Origin of the sequence: Kribbella sp. HUAS MG21, assembly GCF_040254265.1 — a bacterium.
Taxonomy (GTDB): Bacteria; Actinomycetota; Actinomycetes; order Propionibacteriales; family Kribbellaceae; genus Kribbella.
The window spans coordinates 7,139,925-7,154,272 of record NZ_CP158165.1; the positions used below are offsets into that span (position 1 = coordinate 7,139,925).

12 protein-coding genes are annotated in these 14,348 nt (G+C 71.4%); 5 read left to right on the forward strand and 7 right to left on the reverse strand.

Annotated elements, in window-relative coordinates; all coding sequences use genetic code 11:
• Nucleotides 1-3: 3 nt before the first annotated feature.
• A complete protein-coding gene (locus ABN611_RS34510; RefSeq protein ID WP_350276487.1) occupies nt 4-1,941 on the reverse strand; it encodes a DUF2207 domain-containing protein in 1,938 nt (645 codons plus the stop codon).
• Nucleotides 1,942-2,025: 84 nt separating this feature from the next.
• The gene (locus ABN611_RS34515; protein ID WP_350276488.1) at nt 2,026-3,906 is read right to left on the reverse strand and encodes a DUF2207 domain-containing protein; all 1,881 of its coding nucleotides are present in this window, start codon (nt 3,904-3,906) and stop codon (nt 2,026-2,028) included.
• Nucleotides 3,907-4,026: 120 nt separating this feature from the next.
• On the opposite strand from ABN611_RS34515, the gene ABN611_RS34520 reads away from it, so the two are divergent.
• Complete coding sequence (locus ABN611_RS34520; RefSeq protein ID WP_350276489.1) at nt 4,027-6,165, forward strand: elongation factor G-like protein EF-G2; 2,139 nt, start codon at nt 4,027-4,029, stop codon at nt 6,163-6,165.
• On the opposite strand, the gene ABN611_RS34525 is transcribed toward ABN611_RS34520, so the two are convergent.
• The 3 genes from ABN611_RS34525 to ABN611_RS34535 form a co-directional block, all read right to left on the reverse strand.
• Nucleotides 6,162-7,415, reverse strand: a complete 1,254-nt coding sequence (locus ABN611_RS34525) for a tetratricopeptide repeat protein (protein WP_350276490.1) — start codon at nt 7,413-7,415, stop codon at nt 6,162-6,164. The genes ABN611_RS34520 and ABN611_RS34525 overlap by 4 nt on opposite strands.
• 115 nt (nt 7,416-7,530) lie before the next feature.
• Nucleotides 7,531-8,406 (reverse strand): tetratricopeptide repeat protein, encoded by an 876-nt coding sequence (locus ABN611_RS34530; protein WP_350276491.1) that lies wholly within the window; start codon nt 8,404-8,406, stop codon nt 7,531-7,533.
• Nucleotides 8,403-8,855, reverse strand: coding sequence for a hypothetical protein (locus ABN611_RS34535; RefSeq protein WP_350276492.1), 453 nt, complete (start codon nt 8,853-8,855; stop codon nt 8,403-8,405). The genes ABN611_RS34530 and ABN611_RS34535 overlap by 4 nt, the downstream gene beginning before the upstream one ends.
• Before the next feature lie 63 nt (nt 8,856-8,918).
• Between ABN611_RS34535 and ABN611_RS34540 the strand changes: the two genes are divergently transcribed.
• Genes ABN611_RS34540 through ABN611_RS34550 form a run of 3 tightly spaced genes read left to right on the forward strand, consistent with a single transcriptional unit; the run spans nt 8,919 to nt 11,101 of the window.
• Nucleotides 8,919-9,326 (forward strand): HIT domain-containing protein, encoded by a 408-nt coding sequence (locus ABN611_RS34540; protein WP_350276493.1) that lies wholly within the window; start codon nt 8,919-8,921, stop codon nt 9,324-9,326.
• Between the two features lie 60 nt (nt 9,327-9,386).
• Nucleotides 9,387-10,316, forward strand: a complete 930-nt coding sequence (locus ABN611_RS34545; RefSeq protein WP_350276494.1) for a PfkB family carbohydrate kinase — start codon at nt 9,387-9,389, stop codon at nt 10,314-10,316.
• Entirely contained in the window at nt 10,313-11,101 is a 789-nt protein-coding gene (locus ABN611_RS34550; RefSeq protein ID WP_350276495.1) for a 5'/3'-nucleotidase SurE, read from the forward strand. Before ABN611_RS34545 ends, ABN611_RS34550 begins: the two co-directional genes overlap by 4 nt.
• Here ABN611_RS34550 and ABN611_RS34555 read toward each other — a convergent pair.
• Nucleotides 11,094-12,236, reverse strand: coding sequence for an epoxide hydrolase family protein (locus tag ABN611_RS34555; RefSeq protein WP_350276496.1), 1,143 nt, complete (start codon nt 12,234-12,236; stop codon nt 11,094-11,096). The two genes, ABN611_RS34550 and ABN611_RS34555, sit on opposite strands and share 8 nt — an antisense overlap.
• A 62-nt stretch (nt 12,237-12,298) precedes the next feature.
• Here ABN611_RS34555 and ABN611_RS34560 point away from each other — a divergent pair, with 62 nt between their 5' ends.
• A complete protein-coding gene (locus tag ABN611_RS34560; RefSeq protein ID WP_350276497.1) occupies nt 12,299-13,261 on the forward strand; it encodes a WYL domain-containing protein in 963 nt (320 codons plus the stop codon).
• On the opposite strand, the gene ABN611_RS34565 is transcribed toward ABN611_RS34560, so the two are convergent.
• Nucleotides 13,237-14,337, reverse strand: coding sequence for a glycosyltransferase family 4 protein (locus ABN611_RS34565; RefSeq protein WP_350276498.1), 1,101 nt, complete (start codon nt 14,335-14,337; stop codon nt 13,237-13,239). The genes ABN611_RS34560 and ABN611_RS34565 overlap by 25 nt on opposite strands.
• Between the last annotated feature and the right edge of the window lie 11 nt (nt 14,338-14,348).

The following is a 14,348-nucleotide window of genomic DNA, read 5'->3' on the forward strand; positions in this document are numbered from 1 at the left end:
GTCCTACCAGCTGCCCCCGCCACCGCCGCCTCCGCCGCCGCCCGAGGAGCCGGAGTCGGACGACGAGTACGACGAGCTGGACGAGAAGCCGGACGAGCTGCCGCCACCGCCGCCGCCGGACGGTTCCGGAGGAGGTGGGGGCGGCGCCGCGAACGTACTGGCGACGGTCGAGCTGAACGACGACGCCGTCCAGTCGGACGTGTAGTACGACGGACCGACGTACCAGTCGGGATCCGCGGTCAGGCGGCCCGTGCGGACCAGCTCGCCGCAGACCCGCTGCCAGCGCTCCGCCAGGCCGAACGCGATCGCCCAGGGCAGGTACTTGCTGAAGATGTCCTCGCCCTCCTCGAAGCGCAGCTGGTCCGCCTCGGCCGTGGCGAGGTACTTCCGGAAGCCGAGGACCTGATCGGTCAGGGCCCGTCCGGTCGCCGTCCGCCGTCCGCGCCGCTTCCTCGACACCCACAGCCCGACCAGGACCAGCAGCGCGGTCCCCGGTGCGGCGATCAGCAGGAACCGCCCGGAGGTGAACGGCCCCGAGCCGAGCTGTGCGGCGCCGATGCCGAGGACGACGATCGCGATCGCGAGCATCCAGCCGACGGGCAGCGTCATGTCGCCGTCGGTACCGCCGGCGGTGTGCGGCATCTTGACGTACCAGTTGTGCAGGCGGACCTGCCGCTGGACGGCGGCGATCGTCGCCTCTGCGCCGCGGACCAGCGAATAGTCGCCCGGAGCGGCCGCCTTGAGCAGCCGCTCGTCGCCGGGTCGCAGGTCCGGGAACAGGCCCTTGAGCAGCGCTTCTTCGTGCGGCTCGGTCGCGACCGCCGGATCCACCAGGACTGCCTTGCGTACGCCGCCGGCGTGGTCGGTGCCGGCGGAGTTGTCGGAGTTGTCGATGCGGAGCGCGCCGCGGACCGCGAGGTCGATCAGCGTGGCCGCGACCTCCCGGTTGGTCGCCGCGCCGTCGAGCAGCAGGCCGCCCTCGGCGACCGGGATCTTCGGCGGCGCGAACGCGACCGGCAGCTGCTCCACGGCCAGGGTGTCCACACCGATCCGCGCCTTCGCACCCTCCGGCGGAAGCGTGCCCGGTGGTAGGTCGACGTAGCGCTGGTCGCGGCCGGCCTTGCGGTGGTGGAGGACGGCGAGGCCGGCTGCGGCTGCCGTCACCAGCACCGAGGCGGCGATCCCGAGCCAGGACAGCCCGGCACGCTCGAGCGCGCCGGGCGGGTCGACCACGATCGGGGTGTCGTTCCGCACGGCGCCGGCCTTGATCCCGGCGACGACCGTCAGTTGCTCCTTGCGCACCAGGCCCGAGGCGCCGAACACCGCCTGACCGGCCGTCAGCGACTTACTCTCACAGGCGGCGGTCGAGCCCGCCGGACCGCTGTAGCACTCGGCCCGCTGCACGCCCTGCGGGACCGTGACGCTCACGGTCACCTTCTTGATCGCCGCGTCCCAGTTGGAGCCGGTGGCGTCCCAGTAGAGCTCGCTGTGGTCCCCGAACCGGCGGAGCGCCCCGCGGACGTCGTACTTGATGACGTACGTCGCGTCGTTCGAGTAGATGGTCCGGTCCGCGGAGCCGATCTTGATTCGCAGGACCGCGTCCCGGCCGTCGTTGAACTTGGTCGTCTCGCTCGACCAGTCGTCCGACGCGCCCGGGCTCCACACCGAGATGTTGGAGACCTCGTACTTCTGGTCCTTGGTGTTGTCGTCCTTGTACGGCTCCCGGACGACCAGGTCCCGGTAGATGCCGTGCCGGCCACTGCTGCCGAACGAGTACTCGATGGTCTCCTTGACGTGCAGGACGCCGTCCTCGGACACCGTGTACTCGATCGCGAAGTCGGTGATCTCGTCGCCGGTCGCGGCGCTCGCCGGTGGCGCGAATCCCGCCAGCGCGGCCACGGCGAAGAGCGTGCTGACGACGACCCTGATCCCCCGATGCATATCCGGACCGTACCGGCGCGGGAGGCCAACCAGCTGCCGCTACCCAGGCCACCACCAGGCCACTACCAGGCGCCTACCAGGCCACTACCAGCTGCCGCCGCCTCCGCCACCGCCGCCACCGCCGGAGGATCCGCCGCTGAAGCCCGACGAGCTGCCGCCCCCGCCGCCCGAGCTGGACGGCGTGGGCGGCGCGTCGAAGCTGCTCGCGACCGTCGAGCCGACCGCGCCCGCGGTCCAGCCGGAGGTGTAGTACGACGGGCCGGTGTACCAGACCGGGTCCGGGGTCAGCCGGCCCGCGGCGACGAGCTGCTCGCACACCTTCTGCCAGCGGTCGGCGAGCCCGAAGGCGATGGCCCAGGGCAGGTACTTCGAGAAGATGTCCTCGCCCTCCTCGAACCGCAGCTGGTCCGCCTCGGCGGTGGCGAGGTACTTCCGGAAGCCGATCAGCTGGTCGGCCACCGCCCGGCCGGCCGGGTTCCGTTGCCCGCGGCCACGGATCGCGATCCAGATGCCGACGGCAACGAGCACCGCGATCACCGGGATCGCCACCACCACGGCGCGGCCGAGCCCGCCGGTCACGGCGCTGATCACGGTCCCCATCAGCCCGGCGCCGAGCACCCAGACCCCGATCACCGCCATACACGCGCAGCCGAACCCGTTCTTGAACGCCGAGCCGCCGCCGGCGCGCGGCATCCGCAGGTACCACTGGCGCTGCTTCACCTGCTCGCGAAGCGCCTTGAGCATCGCGTCGTGGGCGTTGCGCAGCTTGCGCTCGCCCACGTCGCCGCGCTCGAGCCGCACGTGCAGCCCGACGAGGAGGTTCGGGAAGATCCCGGCCAGCAGCGCCTGCTCGTGCGGTGCGGTCGCGGCCGCCGGGTTCAGCAGCACGACCTCCTGGTGCTCGCCCGTGTTGTCGATCCGGACGGCGCCGCGGACCGCGAGTTCGATCAGCGTGGCCGCGGTCTCGACCGTGGTCGCTTTCGCGTCGATCAGCAGGCCGCCCTCGCCGACCGGGATCCGCGGGGGCGCGAACGCGACCGGAATCTGGTCCTCGGTCAGGTCGTCCTTCACCGGCGGGGCCACCATCCCGTCCGGTGGGAACGTCCCCGGCGGCATCCCGGCGTACCGCTGGTCCTTGTTGCCGAACTTGGCGTACAGCGCGGCGACCACGATCGCGGCCGCGGTGACCAGTCCGGAGCCGATCACCTGCAGCCAAGACAGCCCGTTGCGCTGCATCCAGCTCGGCGGGTCGACCACGATCGGGGTGTCGTTCTGGACGGCGCCCGCGGGGATCCCGGCGACGATCGTCATGCCCTCGCCGCGCTCGAGGTTCGCGCCGCCGAAGACGCCCTGGTCGCCGCTGACCATGCTCGTGCACTGCTGTGTCGACCCCGCCTGCCCCTGGAAGCACTCGGTCTTCTGGACGCCGCCCGGGACGGTGACGCGGATGTCGACCTGCTTGATGTCCGCACTCCAGGCGCTGCCGGTCGCGTCCCAGTAGAGCTCGCTGTGGTCGTCGAAGTGCCGCAGCGCGCCGCGGACGTCGTACGAGATCCGGTACGTCGCCTCGGTCCCGCGGACCGTTTTGTCGGGGGATCCGATCTTGAGCTGGAGAGAGCTGTACCGGCCCTTGTTGCCCTCGTACGTCTCCTGGGTGAACTCCGCCGGGGCGCCGCTGGGCGACGACACCTCGACGTTCGAGACCTGGTATTCCTGGTCCTTCGAGTCGTCGTCCTTGTAGGGTTCGCGGGTGACCAGATCGCGGTAGATCCCGTGCCGGCCTGTGGTCCCGAAGTGGTAGTCGATCGTCTCCACGACGTGCAGCACGCCGTCGGCGGACACCCGGTAGTCGATCCTGAAGTTCCTGATCTCGTCGCCCGGCTCCGCGTGCGCCGGCCCGGCGAAACCGGCCAGTGCCAGCACGGCGAGCAGCATGGTGACGACGACCCCGATTGCCCTGCGCATGCCCGCGACCCTATCCACCACGAGGGTCCGGTCCTTTCGGACCCGACACGAATCCGCGCGCCGAAGACCCTTGTGCGAAGTGTCGGTTAGGGGAATCGTGGGTGGACCAGGAGGAACGTCATGGCAGACAAGACGAACACTTCCCAAGGCACCGGAGCCGCGCCCGCTGTGGACAGCCCGGCCGCCATCCGCAACGTGGTCCTGGTCGGCCCGTCGGGCGCCGGCAAGACCACCCTCGTCGAGGCCCTGCTGGTGGCCTCCGGAGTCCTGAACAGACCCGGCACCGTCGTCGACGGAACCACGGTGTGCGACTTCGACGACGCCGAGATCCGGCAGCAGCGCTCGGTGGGCCTGTCGCTCGCGTCGCTGCCGCACGGCGGCGTGAAGGTGAACCTGATCGACACCCCGGGGTACGCCGATTTCGTCGGCGAGCTGCGGGCCGGGCTGCGCGCCGCGGACTGCGCGCTGTTCGTGATCTCGGCGAGCGAGGGCGTCGACGAGCCGACCCGGACGCTCTGGCAGGAGTGCGACGAGGTCGGGATGCCGCGCGCTGTCGTGATCACCAAGCTCGACCACGCCCGGGCGAACTACCAGAACGCGCTCGACACCGCGCAGGCGGCGTTCGGCGACAAGGTGCTGCCGCTCTACCTGCCCGCCGGTCCCGGGCTGATCGGGCTGCTGTCCCAGTCGTACTACGAGGACGCCGACGGCAAGCGCTCCACGGCCGCGCCCGATCCGTCGTACGGCGACCAGATCGAGGAACTGCGCGGCTCGCTGATCGAGGGCATCATCGAGGAGTCCGAGGACGAGTCGCTGATGGACCGCTACCTCGGCGGTGAGGACATCGACCAGAAGGTGCTGATCGAGGACCTCGAGCGGGCGGTCGCGCGCGGGTCGTTCTTCCCGGTGATCCCGGTCTGCAGCGCGTCGGGCGTCGGCACGCTCGAGCTGCTCGAGGTGATCACCAGCGGCTTCCCGTCGCCGCCCGAGCACACCATTCCCGAGGTCTTCACGCCGCACGGGGTCGCCCGCAAGGGCCTGGTCTGTGACCCCGACGGCCCGCTGCTCGCCGAGGTGGTGAAGACGACGTCGGACCCGTACGTCGGCAGGGTCAGCCTGGTCCGGGTGTTCTCCGGCACCATCAGGCCCGACGCGACGGTTCACGTGTCGGGCCATTTCACGTCGTTCTTCGGTGACCACAACGGCACCTCGCACGGGCACGAGGACCACGACGAGGACGAGCGGATCGGCACGCTGTCGTTCCCGCTCGGGAAGACGCAGCGACCGGCCGGCCAGGTGGTCGCCGGCGACCTGTGCGCGATCGGCCGGCTGAGCCGGGCGGAGACCGGCGACACGCTGTCCGGCAAGGCGGACCCGCTGCTGCTGAAGCCCTGGAACATGCCGGAACCGCTGCTGCCGATCGCTGTCCAGGCACACGCCAAGACCGACGAGGACAAGCTCGGCGTCGGGTTGCAGCGGCTGGCGGCCGAGGATCCGACGCTGCGGATCGAGCAGAACCCGGAGACCCACCAGATCGTGCTGTGGTGCATGGGCGAGGCGCACTCGGACGTCGTGCTGGACGCGCTGGCGAACCGGTACGGCGTGACCGTGGACACCGTCGAGCTCCGGGTGCCGCTGCGCGAGACGTTCGGCGGGTCGGCCAAGGGGCACGGCCGGCACGTGAAGCAGTCCGGCGGGCACGGGCAGTACGCCGTCTGCGACATCGAGGTCGAGCCGCTGCCGGAGGGCACCGGGTTCGAGTTCGTCGACAAGGTGGTCGGCGGCGCGGTGCCGCGGCAGTTCATCCCGAGTGTGGAGAAGGGCGTCCGGGCGCAGATGGAGAAGGGTGTCGCGGCCGGGTACCCGATGGTCGACATCCGGGTCACGCTGCTGGACGGGAAGGCGCACAGCGTCGACTCGTCCGACATGGCGTTCCAGATGGCCGGCGGGCTGGCGCTCCGGGAGGCGGCGGCCGCGACCCGGGTCTCGATGCTCGAACCCGTGGACCTGGTCTCGGTGCTGGTGCCGGACGAGCTGGTCGGCGCGGTGATGAGCGATCTGTCCGGGCGCCGCGGGCGGCTGCTCGGCACGGACAAGGTCGGCGAGAACCGGACCCTGGTGAAGGCCGAGGTGCCGCAGGTGGAGATCACCCGCTACACCATCGACCTCCGGTCCCTGTCACACGGCGCGGCAACGTTCAGCCGCGAGTTCTCCCGCTACGAACCGATGCCGGAGTCCGTCGCCGCGAAGCTCGCCTAAGGTTTGTTGAGGCGGCGGCGGACGTCGCGGGACTTGAGGTAGGCCGCGACGTCGTCGTAGCGCTCGCTCTGGTTGGCGAACTCGATGTACGAGCGCACGCGGTGGAGCCAGTCGAGCGTCGACGGCTTCACCGCGGCGAGCGCGTCGGTGAGGTGCCGCAAGGCGAGCGGCGGCTCGCCGCCGGTGGACAGCGCCTCGTCGATCACCTTGTCCACGCCGCGCTCGATCAGCGCCCGCAGGTCGGCGCCGCTGAACATCGGCGTCTGCCCGGCGAGCGCCTTCAGGTCGAGACCGTCGGCCGGGACGTCCTTCGTCAGCACGGTCAGGATGTCCGCGCGGGCCGGCTCGTCCGGCGGCGGGACGAAGATCACCCGGTCGAAGCGGCCCGGCCGGAGCATCGCCTCGTCCACGTCCCACGGCGCGTTGGTCGCGGCGAGCACCAGCAGGCCGTCGTTCTCGGAGCCGATCGCGTCCAGTTCCTGCAGCAGAACGTCGACCAACCGCCGCGCCTCGGACCCGCCGTGCTTGTGCCGCGCGAACGCCAGCGCGTCGAGCTCGTCGAGGAACAGCACGCACGGCCCGTTGGCGCGGGCCCGCTCGAACGCGGCGTGCAGGTTCCGCTCCGAGACCCCGAGGTACGGGTCCATCACGTCCTCGATCCGGACGTTAACGAACGGCAGCCCGCACTCCCCCGCGGTCGCCCGGGCGAGCAGCGTCTTGCCGCAGCCGGGCGGCCCGTAGAGCAGCACGCCGCCGCCGGACTTCCGCCCGTACTTCTCGTACAGCTCGGGCCGGCTCTGCGGGAGGATCACCATCCGGTGAATGACCCGCTTGATCTCCTCCATCCCGCCGACCTGGTCGAACGTCGACGTTTCCTGCACGGCGTCCGCGACGTCGTACTCGGACTCGCTCTCCGGGCCGACCTTGATCCGGACGCCGCTGCGCTCGGCGATCATGCCGTCGACCAGCTGCTGCAGCCGCCCGGTGCCCTCGACCACGCCGCGCAGCCGGGCCGCCTCGAGCAGGCTCCGGAGCAGCGCGAGCCGCCCGTTCGCCGCGGCCAGCTCACCGACGGGTACGAACTGGTCGTCGGGCAGTCCCTGCTGATCCAGCAGTACGACGTACTGGTCGAGCGCCTCCTCGGTCTCCCCGGCCGCGGTCAGCGACTCCGCGAGGACGAGCCGCAGCAGTACGTCGTCCGGGTTCGCGTCGACCGCCTTGCGCAGCGCCTCGATCCGGTCCCTGGTCATGGGGCCTCCCGGTCTGGACTGAGGAGCGGAGGGAGCGAAGCGACCGGAGCGACGAGGGAAGACCGGGAGCACCAGCCCCATGACCCGCCGCGACGGAGTCGCGGCATCAATACTGTCATGAGCCCCATTTCCGATTGATCCAGCGGCGTACGAGTGGGGGTACCACCCAGGAGTAGACGCAGAACCCCAGCCAGAACATGGCGAACGCGAACGACAGCGGTCCGAGGCCCGCGACGCGGAGGCCGTAGATGATCGCGACGGCGCCGATCCACACCACCAGCGGGTTGAACCGGGCGAACGGCCGCAGCGGCACCATCAGCGGGTGGTTGTACAGCTTCGCCTCCCGGGCGGCGGCGCGCAGGTCCTCGTCACCGGGCTGCGAGGCGGCGGCGGAGCGCAGCGAGTCGTACCCGCCGCGGGCGTCGCCGGTGAGCATCGACGCCGTACCGTGCAGGGCCCGCGCGTGCGGGTCCTCCGGGTCGTGGGACAGCGCCTCGGTGCTGTGCCGGTACATGTCCCGGTCCTTGCCGAGCGCGAACGCCACCTGCGCGCGGGCCGCCGACACAGCCGCGCTCTCCGGCGCCTGGGACGCGGCCCGCTCGACCAGCGCGCTCGCCTTCTCCGCCTGCCCGGCGGCCAGGCAGACGTGCGCGTAGCCGATCAGCAGGTCGGGGTCGTTCGGGTCGAGGCTCAGACCCTGCAAGAACGCCGCTTCGGCCTCCGGCAGCCGGCCCTCCGACCGCAGCGACGCGCCCAGCACGTGCAGCATCGCCGGGAACGGACCGTGCAGCGCCAGACCGTCCCGCAGTACGTCGACCGCCTCGGCGTTGCGGTCCAGCGAGTGCAGGGCGGCCCCGCGGAACAGGTACGCGCGGTAGTCGACGGCCGCGTCGCCGGACAGGCCCTGGAGTTCGTCGAGCACCCGCTCGGGGCGGCCGATCTGCAGCCAGTGCGCGGCCATCTGCAGCCGGGTCTCACTCGGTTCGCTCACAACACCACCGTCACCAGGAAGAGAATCAGGATCTCGACGATCGCGCCGCCGATCGTCGCCGCGATCCCCACACCCCACAGGGATCCGTAGTCCGCGCCGCGCAGCTGGAACGCGCGGTCCATCGGGCGCTGCAGCCGCAGCTGCACCAGGCAGCAGAGCACGGCCGTCACGCGGAGGCTCAGCCGCAGACCGTACGTCACTCCGGACGCGTCGTCGTACAAAGCCAGGAACACACCGATCACGCCCAGCTGGCCGGCCAGGCCGGTGAGCAGGATCAGACGGCGCCTGCCCGCGTCCACGCCGAGCCGCCCGGAGTTCAGGTACGCGACAACCGTCGAGGCGAGCACGCCGCCGAAGAAGGCGACGTAGGCCTGCGACATCAGCCGCCAGGGGCGCACGGCCATGTTCACGCCCGCGCCGATGGTCGGGCGCAGCAGGTCGTCCGGCATCGGGCTCCTAGTGGCGGCAAGGATCAGGCAGGAATCGGCTCGCGCAGTGTATAGCCTGTCCGGATGAGCGAGAACTGCATCTTCTGCGGAATCGTGGCCGGTGACATCCCCTCCACGCGGGTCGCGGAGACCGACGGGGCGATCGCCTTCATGGACATCGCACCGGCGACGCCCGGGCACCTGCTGGTGATCCCGCGCGCGCACTCGGCCGACCTGCGCGAGGCCGCGCCGGAGGACCTCACCGCGGCCTTCCTGCTCGCCCAGTCGATGGTCACGCGGGTGACCGAGCGTCTCGAGGGCGCCACCGGGGCCAATCTGCTCAGCTGCATCGGAGCGGACGCCTGGCAGAGCGTCTTCCACACCCACCTGCACGTGATCCCCCGCTACCCGGACGACCCGATGGTGCTCCCCTGGCAGCCGCACTCGGGCGACCTGGACGAGATCAAGGCGGTCAGCGACAAGCTGATGTGAGGTTCGTGCTCCCCGCTGGGTACCGGTACGGCGACAGTCGGCGACCCCGCAGGGAGTTCGATGAGCGACAACGCGATGGTGTTCGCACCGCTGCCGCAGCTCACGGTGACGGTGGAACGGACCGAGGACGCCCCGGAGCTGCACTTGCACGCCGGGGGCCAGGGGTTCTGGCAGGCACGGATGATCTGCGCGCTCGGCGTCCCGGTCACCTTCTGCGCCACCGTCGGCTGCGGCGAGGTCGGGCAGGTCCTGGCGTCCCGGCTCGAGACCGAGGGCCTGGACCTGAAGCTGATCCGCCGGGACACCGACAGCGGCTGGTACGTGCACGACCGCCACGACGGCGAGCGCGTGGTGGTCGCCGAGCACGCGGGATCGGCGCTCGGCCGGCACGAGCGCGACGAGCTGCACACCCTCGCCCTGGCAGAAGGCCTGCGAGCGGGCCTGTGCGTGCTGAGCGGGCCGGCGGACCCGTCGCTGGTGCCGGCCGACACCTACGCGCGGCTCGGCGCCGACCTGCAACGCAACGGCACGCCGATCGCCGCCGACCTCGCCGGCGAGGACCTGGACGCCGTACTGCAGGCGAAGCCGATGTTCGTGAAGGTCAGCGACGAGCAGCTGGACGAGGACGGCCTCGCCGACCAGGACGACGAGGACGCACTGGTCGCCGCGGCCCAGCAGCTCCGGGCGCGGGGCGCCGAGAACGTGGTGGTGAGCCGCGCCGAGAAGCCCGCGATCGCGATCCTGACCGACGGCTGCTACCGCGTCCACGTTCCGGATCTCAGCGTCCGGGACCCGCGGGGCGCGGGCGACTCGATGACGGCGGGCGTGGTCGCCGTCCTGGCGGGCGGCGGCGACCTGCTGGACGCGATCCGGACCGGCGCCGCAGCCGGCACGCTCAACATCACGCGGCACGGTCTGGGATCGGGTCGCGCCGACGCGATCGCCGAACTGGTCAAGCATGTCGAGCTCGAACCGCTGGAGCAGTCGTGACCCAGAGAGTCCTGATCACGAACGACGACGGCATCAAGGCCCCCGGCCTGCGGGCCCTCGCCGAGGCCGCACAGCAAGCCGGCCTGGACGTCGTGGTCGCCGCCCCGGCCGAGGAGGCCAGCGGTGCGAGCGCCGCGATGAGCGCCTACCTCAAGCAGGGCCGCGTTCCGATCTCGCGGCAGCCGTCGGCCGGCTTCGACGGTATCCCGGCGTACGGCGTGGCCGCTTCACCGGCGTACATCGTGGTGCTGGCGACCCTCGAGACGTTCGGACCGGCGCCCGATCTCGTGCTCTCGGGGATCAACCGCGGCGCCAACGCCGGCCGGGCGATCCTGCACTCGGGCACGGTCGGCGCCGCCTTCACGGCGGCCGCCTACGGCATGCCCGCCCTCGCGGCGTCCTTGGACGTGCTCTCGCCGCTGAGCGCGTCCGCGGGCGGGAACGCGTTGCAGGTGCTCGACGAGAGCAGCGACGCGGCACACCACTGGCCGACCGCCGCGGCCTGGGTCCGCGAGCTCATCCCCCGGCTGCGAGACCTGAACGACGGGTTCGTCCTCAACCTGAACGTCCCGGACCGGCCGGCGGACGAGGTACGGGGACTCGCGACGGCGGCACTCGCGAAGTTCGGCCAGGTGCAGATGGCGGTGGCCGAGGCCGGCGAGGACTTCGTCCGGACCTCCGTCGAGGAGAACCGGGCCCGCGCGGACCGCGGCACCGACCTGGCTCTCCTCACCGACGGCTACGCCACCCTGACGACGGTCCGGGCGGTCGCCGAACTCACTTGAGAGACCCGAAGAACTCCCGGAGGTCCTGGACCAGCAGGTCCGGCGCGTCCTGGGTGGCCCAGTGGCTGCCGCGCTCGAACTCGTGCCAGGACACGATGTTCGCGTGGTCCCGCTCGGCGAACCGGCGCAGCGGCCGGAAGTCGAAGGCGAAGCTCGCCAGCGCGGTCGGCGCGGTGGTCGGCTCCTTCGGGTGGTCGGCGTGCTTGTCCTCGAAGTAGAACCGCGCCGACGACGCACCGGTGTTGGTCAGCCAGTAGATGGTCGCGTTGGTCAGGACGTGCTCGTCGCTGCAGCTGCTGAGCAGCTGGGCGATCCAGGCCAGCTGGCCCGTGGGCGAGTCCGCCAGCGCGTGCGCGATGTTCTGCGGCGCCTGCTCCTGGAGCTTCGCGTACGCGCCCAGGTTCTCGTTGAAGTACTGCAGGAACTGCAGGTACCCCTGCTCTTCCTCGGTGAGGTTCTCCAGCTCGGCCGGGTCGCCGCTCGGGAACGAGAACAGCTGCGTGACGTGGACGCCGATCACGTGCTCCGGATCGACGCGGCCCACCTCGGGCGACACGTAGGACCCGCCGTCGTTGCCGTGGGCGCCGTACCGCTCGTAACCGAGGCGGCTCATCAGCTCCGCCCAGGCGGCCGCGACCCGGTACCTGTTCCAGCCCCGGTCGCGCGTCGGGCCGGAGAACCCGAAGCCCGGGACCGTCGGGATGACCAGGTGGAACGCCTGCTCGCCGTTCCGCGGCGCGGTCAGCGGCTCGATCAGGTCGAGGTACTCCAGCGAGGTGTTCGGCCAGCCGTGGGTCAGGACCAGCGGGATCGCGTCCGGGTCCGCGGACCGGACGTGGAAGAAGTGCACGTTCTGGCCGTCGATCTCGGTCACGAACTGCGGGTAGGAGTTCAGCCGCTCCTCCCACTTCCGCCAGTCGTACGACGTCAGCCACTGGTCGGCGAGGCGCCGGACGTAGGACAGCGGTACGCCGTACTCCCACTCCGGCGGCAGCGGGCCGGTCTGGACGGCGCCGGTGTAGTCGAGCTCGAGCTCGTTCGCCCACCGGGTACGGGCGAGGCGGTCGCGCAGGTCGTCGAGCTCGGCCTGCGGGATGTCGATGCGGAAGGGTCGGATCTCGGTGTTGTTCATCATGGCTTCACGCTAAATCGCCATTAGGCGAGTTAGCTTCCTAATGGTCTGCGAGACTTTCGGGCATGATCGAGACCTCGGCGCGACTGCTGAAGCTGCTGACGTTGCTGCAGTCGCCACGCGACTGGACCGGCGCCGAACTGGCGGAGAAGTTGCAGGTGAGCCCGCGGACCGTCCGGAGCGACGTCGAGCGGCTCCGCTCGCTGGGCTACCCGGTCGACGCGACCCGCGGCTCGGTCGGCGGCTACCGGCTCGGCGCGGGCGCCTCGTTGCCACCGCTGCTGCTGGACGACGACGAGGCCGTGGCGGTGGTCATCGGGTTGCGCAAGGCCGCCGGCGTCGCCGGAGTCGAGGAGATGTCCCTCCGGGCGCTGGCCAAGCTGGAGCAGGTGCTGCCGTCGCGGCTGCGGCGCAGGGTGCAGACGCTCGCGAGCTACACCGTCCAGGTGCCACCGGACGAGCCGGGACCACAGGTCGATCCTGAGTTGCTGACCCAGTTGGCGGCGCTGTGCCGGGACCGCGAGCAGCTGCGCTTCGACTATCTGTCCCACGCCGGCTCCGAGACGCTGCGGCGGGCGGAGCCGCACCGGCTGGTCAACTGGGGGCGGCGCTGGTACCTGGTCGCCTTCGACCTCGACAAGCAGGACTGGCGGACGTTCCGCGTCGACCGGGTCCGGCCGCGGATCCCGACCGGTCCGCGGTTCGGCCCGCGCCCGCTCCCCGAGGACGGCGACGTGGCGGCGTACGTGTCGCGCCGGGTGTCCGCCGCGGCCTGGCGCTACCGGGCGACGGTCGTCGTCGCCGTCCGCGCGGCGGTGCTTGCAGAGCGATTGCCGGCGGCGGTCGGCGTGATCGAGCCGATCGACGACGAGAGCTGCCTGCTGCAGACGGGCTCCGACACCGTACAGAGCCTGGCGCTGAATCTGGGACTGCTCGAGGTGGACTTCGTCGTACGGGACGCGCCGCCGGAGCTGACGGCGTATCTCGAGCGGCTGGCCGACCGCTATCGGCGGGCGACGAGCTCGTAGACGGAAAGCAGCTCGGGCAGCAGGACCGACCAGTCGTACTTCGGTACGGCGGCCAGGCCCGCGGAGCGGAGCTGCTCGCGTTCGTCGGGGCGACGGAGCAGGCGCAGCGCGCGGGACACGAGTTCACCGACGTCACCGCGCGGGAACAACTCCCCCAGCCGCCCACCGTCCAGCACCTGGCGGAACGCGGGCAGATTGCTCGCGAGCACCGGCGCGCCCGCGGCCATCGCCTCCAGCAGCACGATCCCGAAGCTCTCGCCGCCGAGATGCGGGGCGACGTACAGGTCCGACCCGGCCAGCATGTCGGCGCGGGCCTCGTCGTCGATCGCGCCGAGGAACAGCACGTTGTCGTGGTACCGCGCGGGCAGCGACCGCCGCGCCTCGTCCGGGTGTCCGGATCCGGCCACCAGGATCTTCAGCCGGGGTCGCTCGGCCAGCAACGCGGGTACGGCGGCCAGCAGCACGGCGAGGCCCTTGCGCGGCTCGTCCAGGCGGCCGAGGAAGCTGACCGTCCCGTCCTCACCCATCCACTCCGGCCGCGGACTGCCCTTGAAGCGCGCGGTGTAGAGCCCGTTCGGGATCACCACCGCCTCGCCGCCGATGTGCTGCACCATCATCGATCGGGCGTTCTCGGACACCGCGATCCGGGCGTCGATCTTCTCCAGCGCGGGCCGCAGCAGACCGGCCGCCACGCTCATCGCCCGGGACCGCACCTGCCAGGTGTGGAAGGTCGCGACGAACGGGCCCTCGGCGGACCAGAGCGCGATGATCGACGCGCTCGGCGTGGTCGGCTCGTGGACGTGGACGACGTCGAAGTCCCCCTCCGCGAGCCAGCTCTTCACCCGCGCCGCGGTCCGCGGACCGAAGGTCACCCGCGCGACCGACCCGTTGTACGGCACGCCGACCGCCCGTCCGGACGAGACGACGTACGGCGGGACGTCGCCGGAGTCGTCGACCGGGGCGAGGACCGAGACCTCGTGGCCGACCGCGAGCAGCGCCTCGGCGAGGTCGCGGACGTGGTTCTGCACCCCGCCGGGTGTGCCCAGCGAGTACGGGCACACGACACCGATCCTCACGGGACGATTGT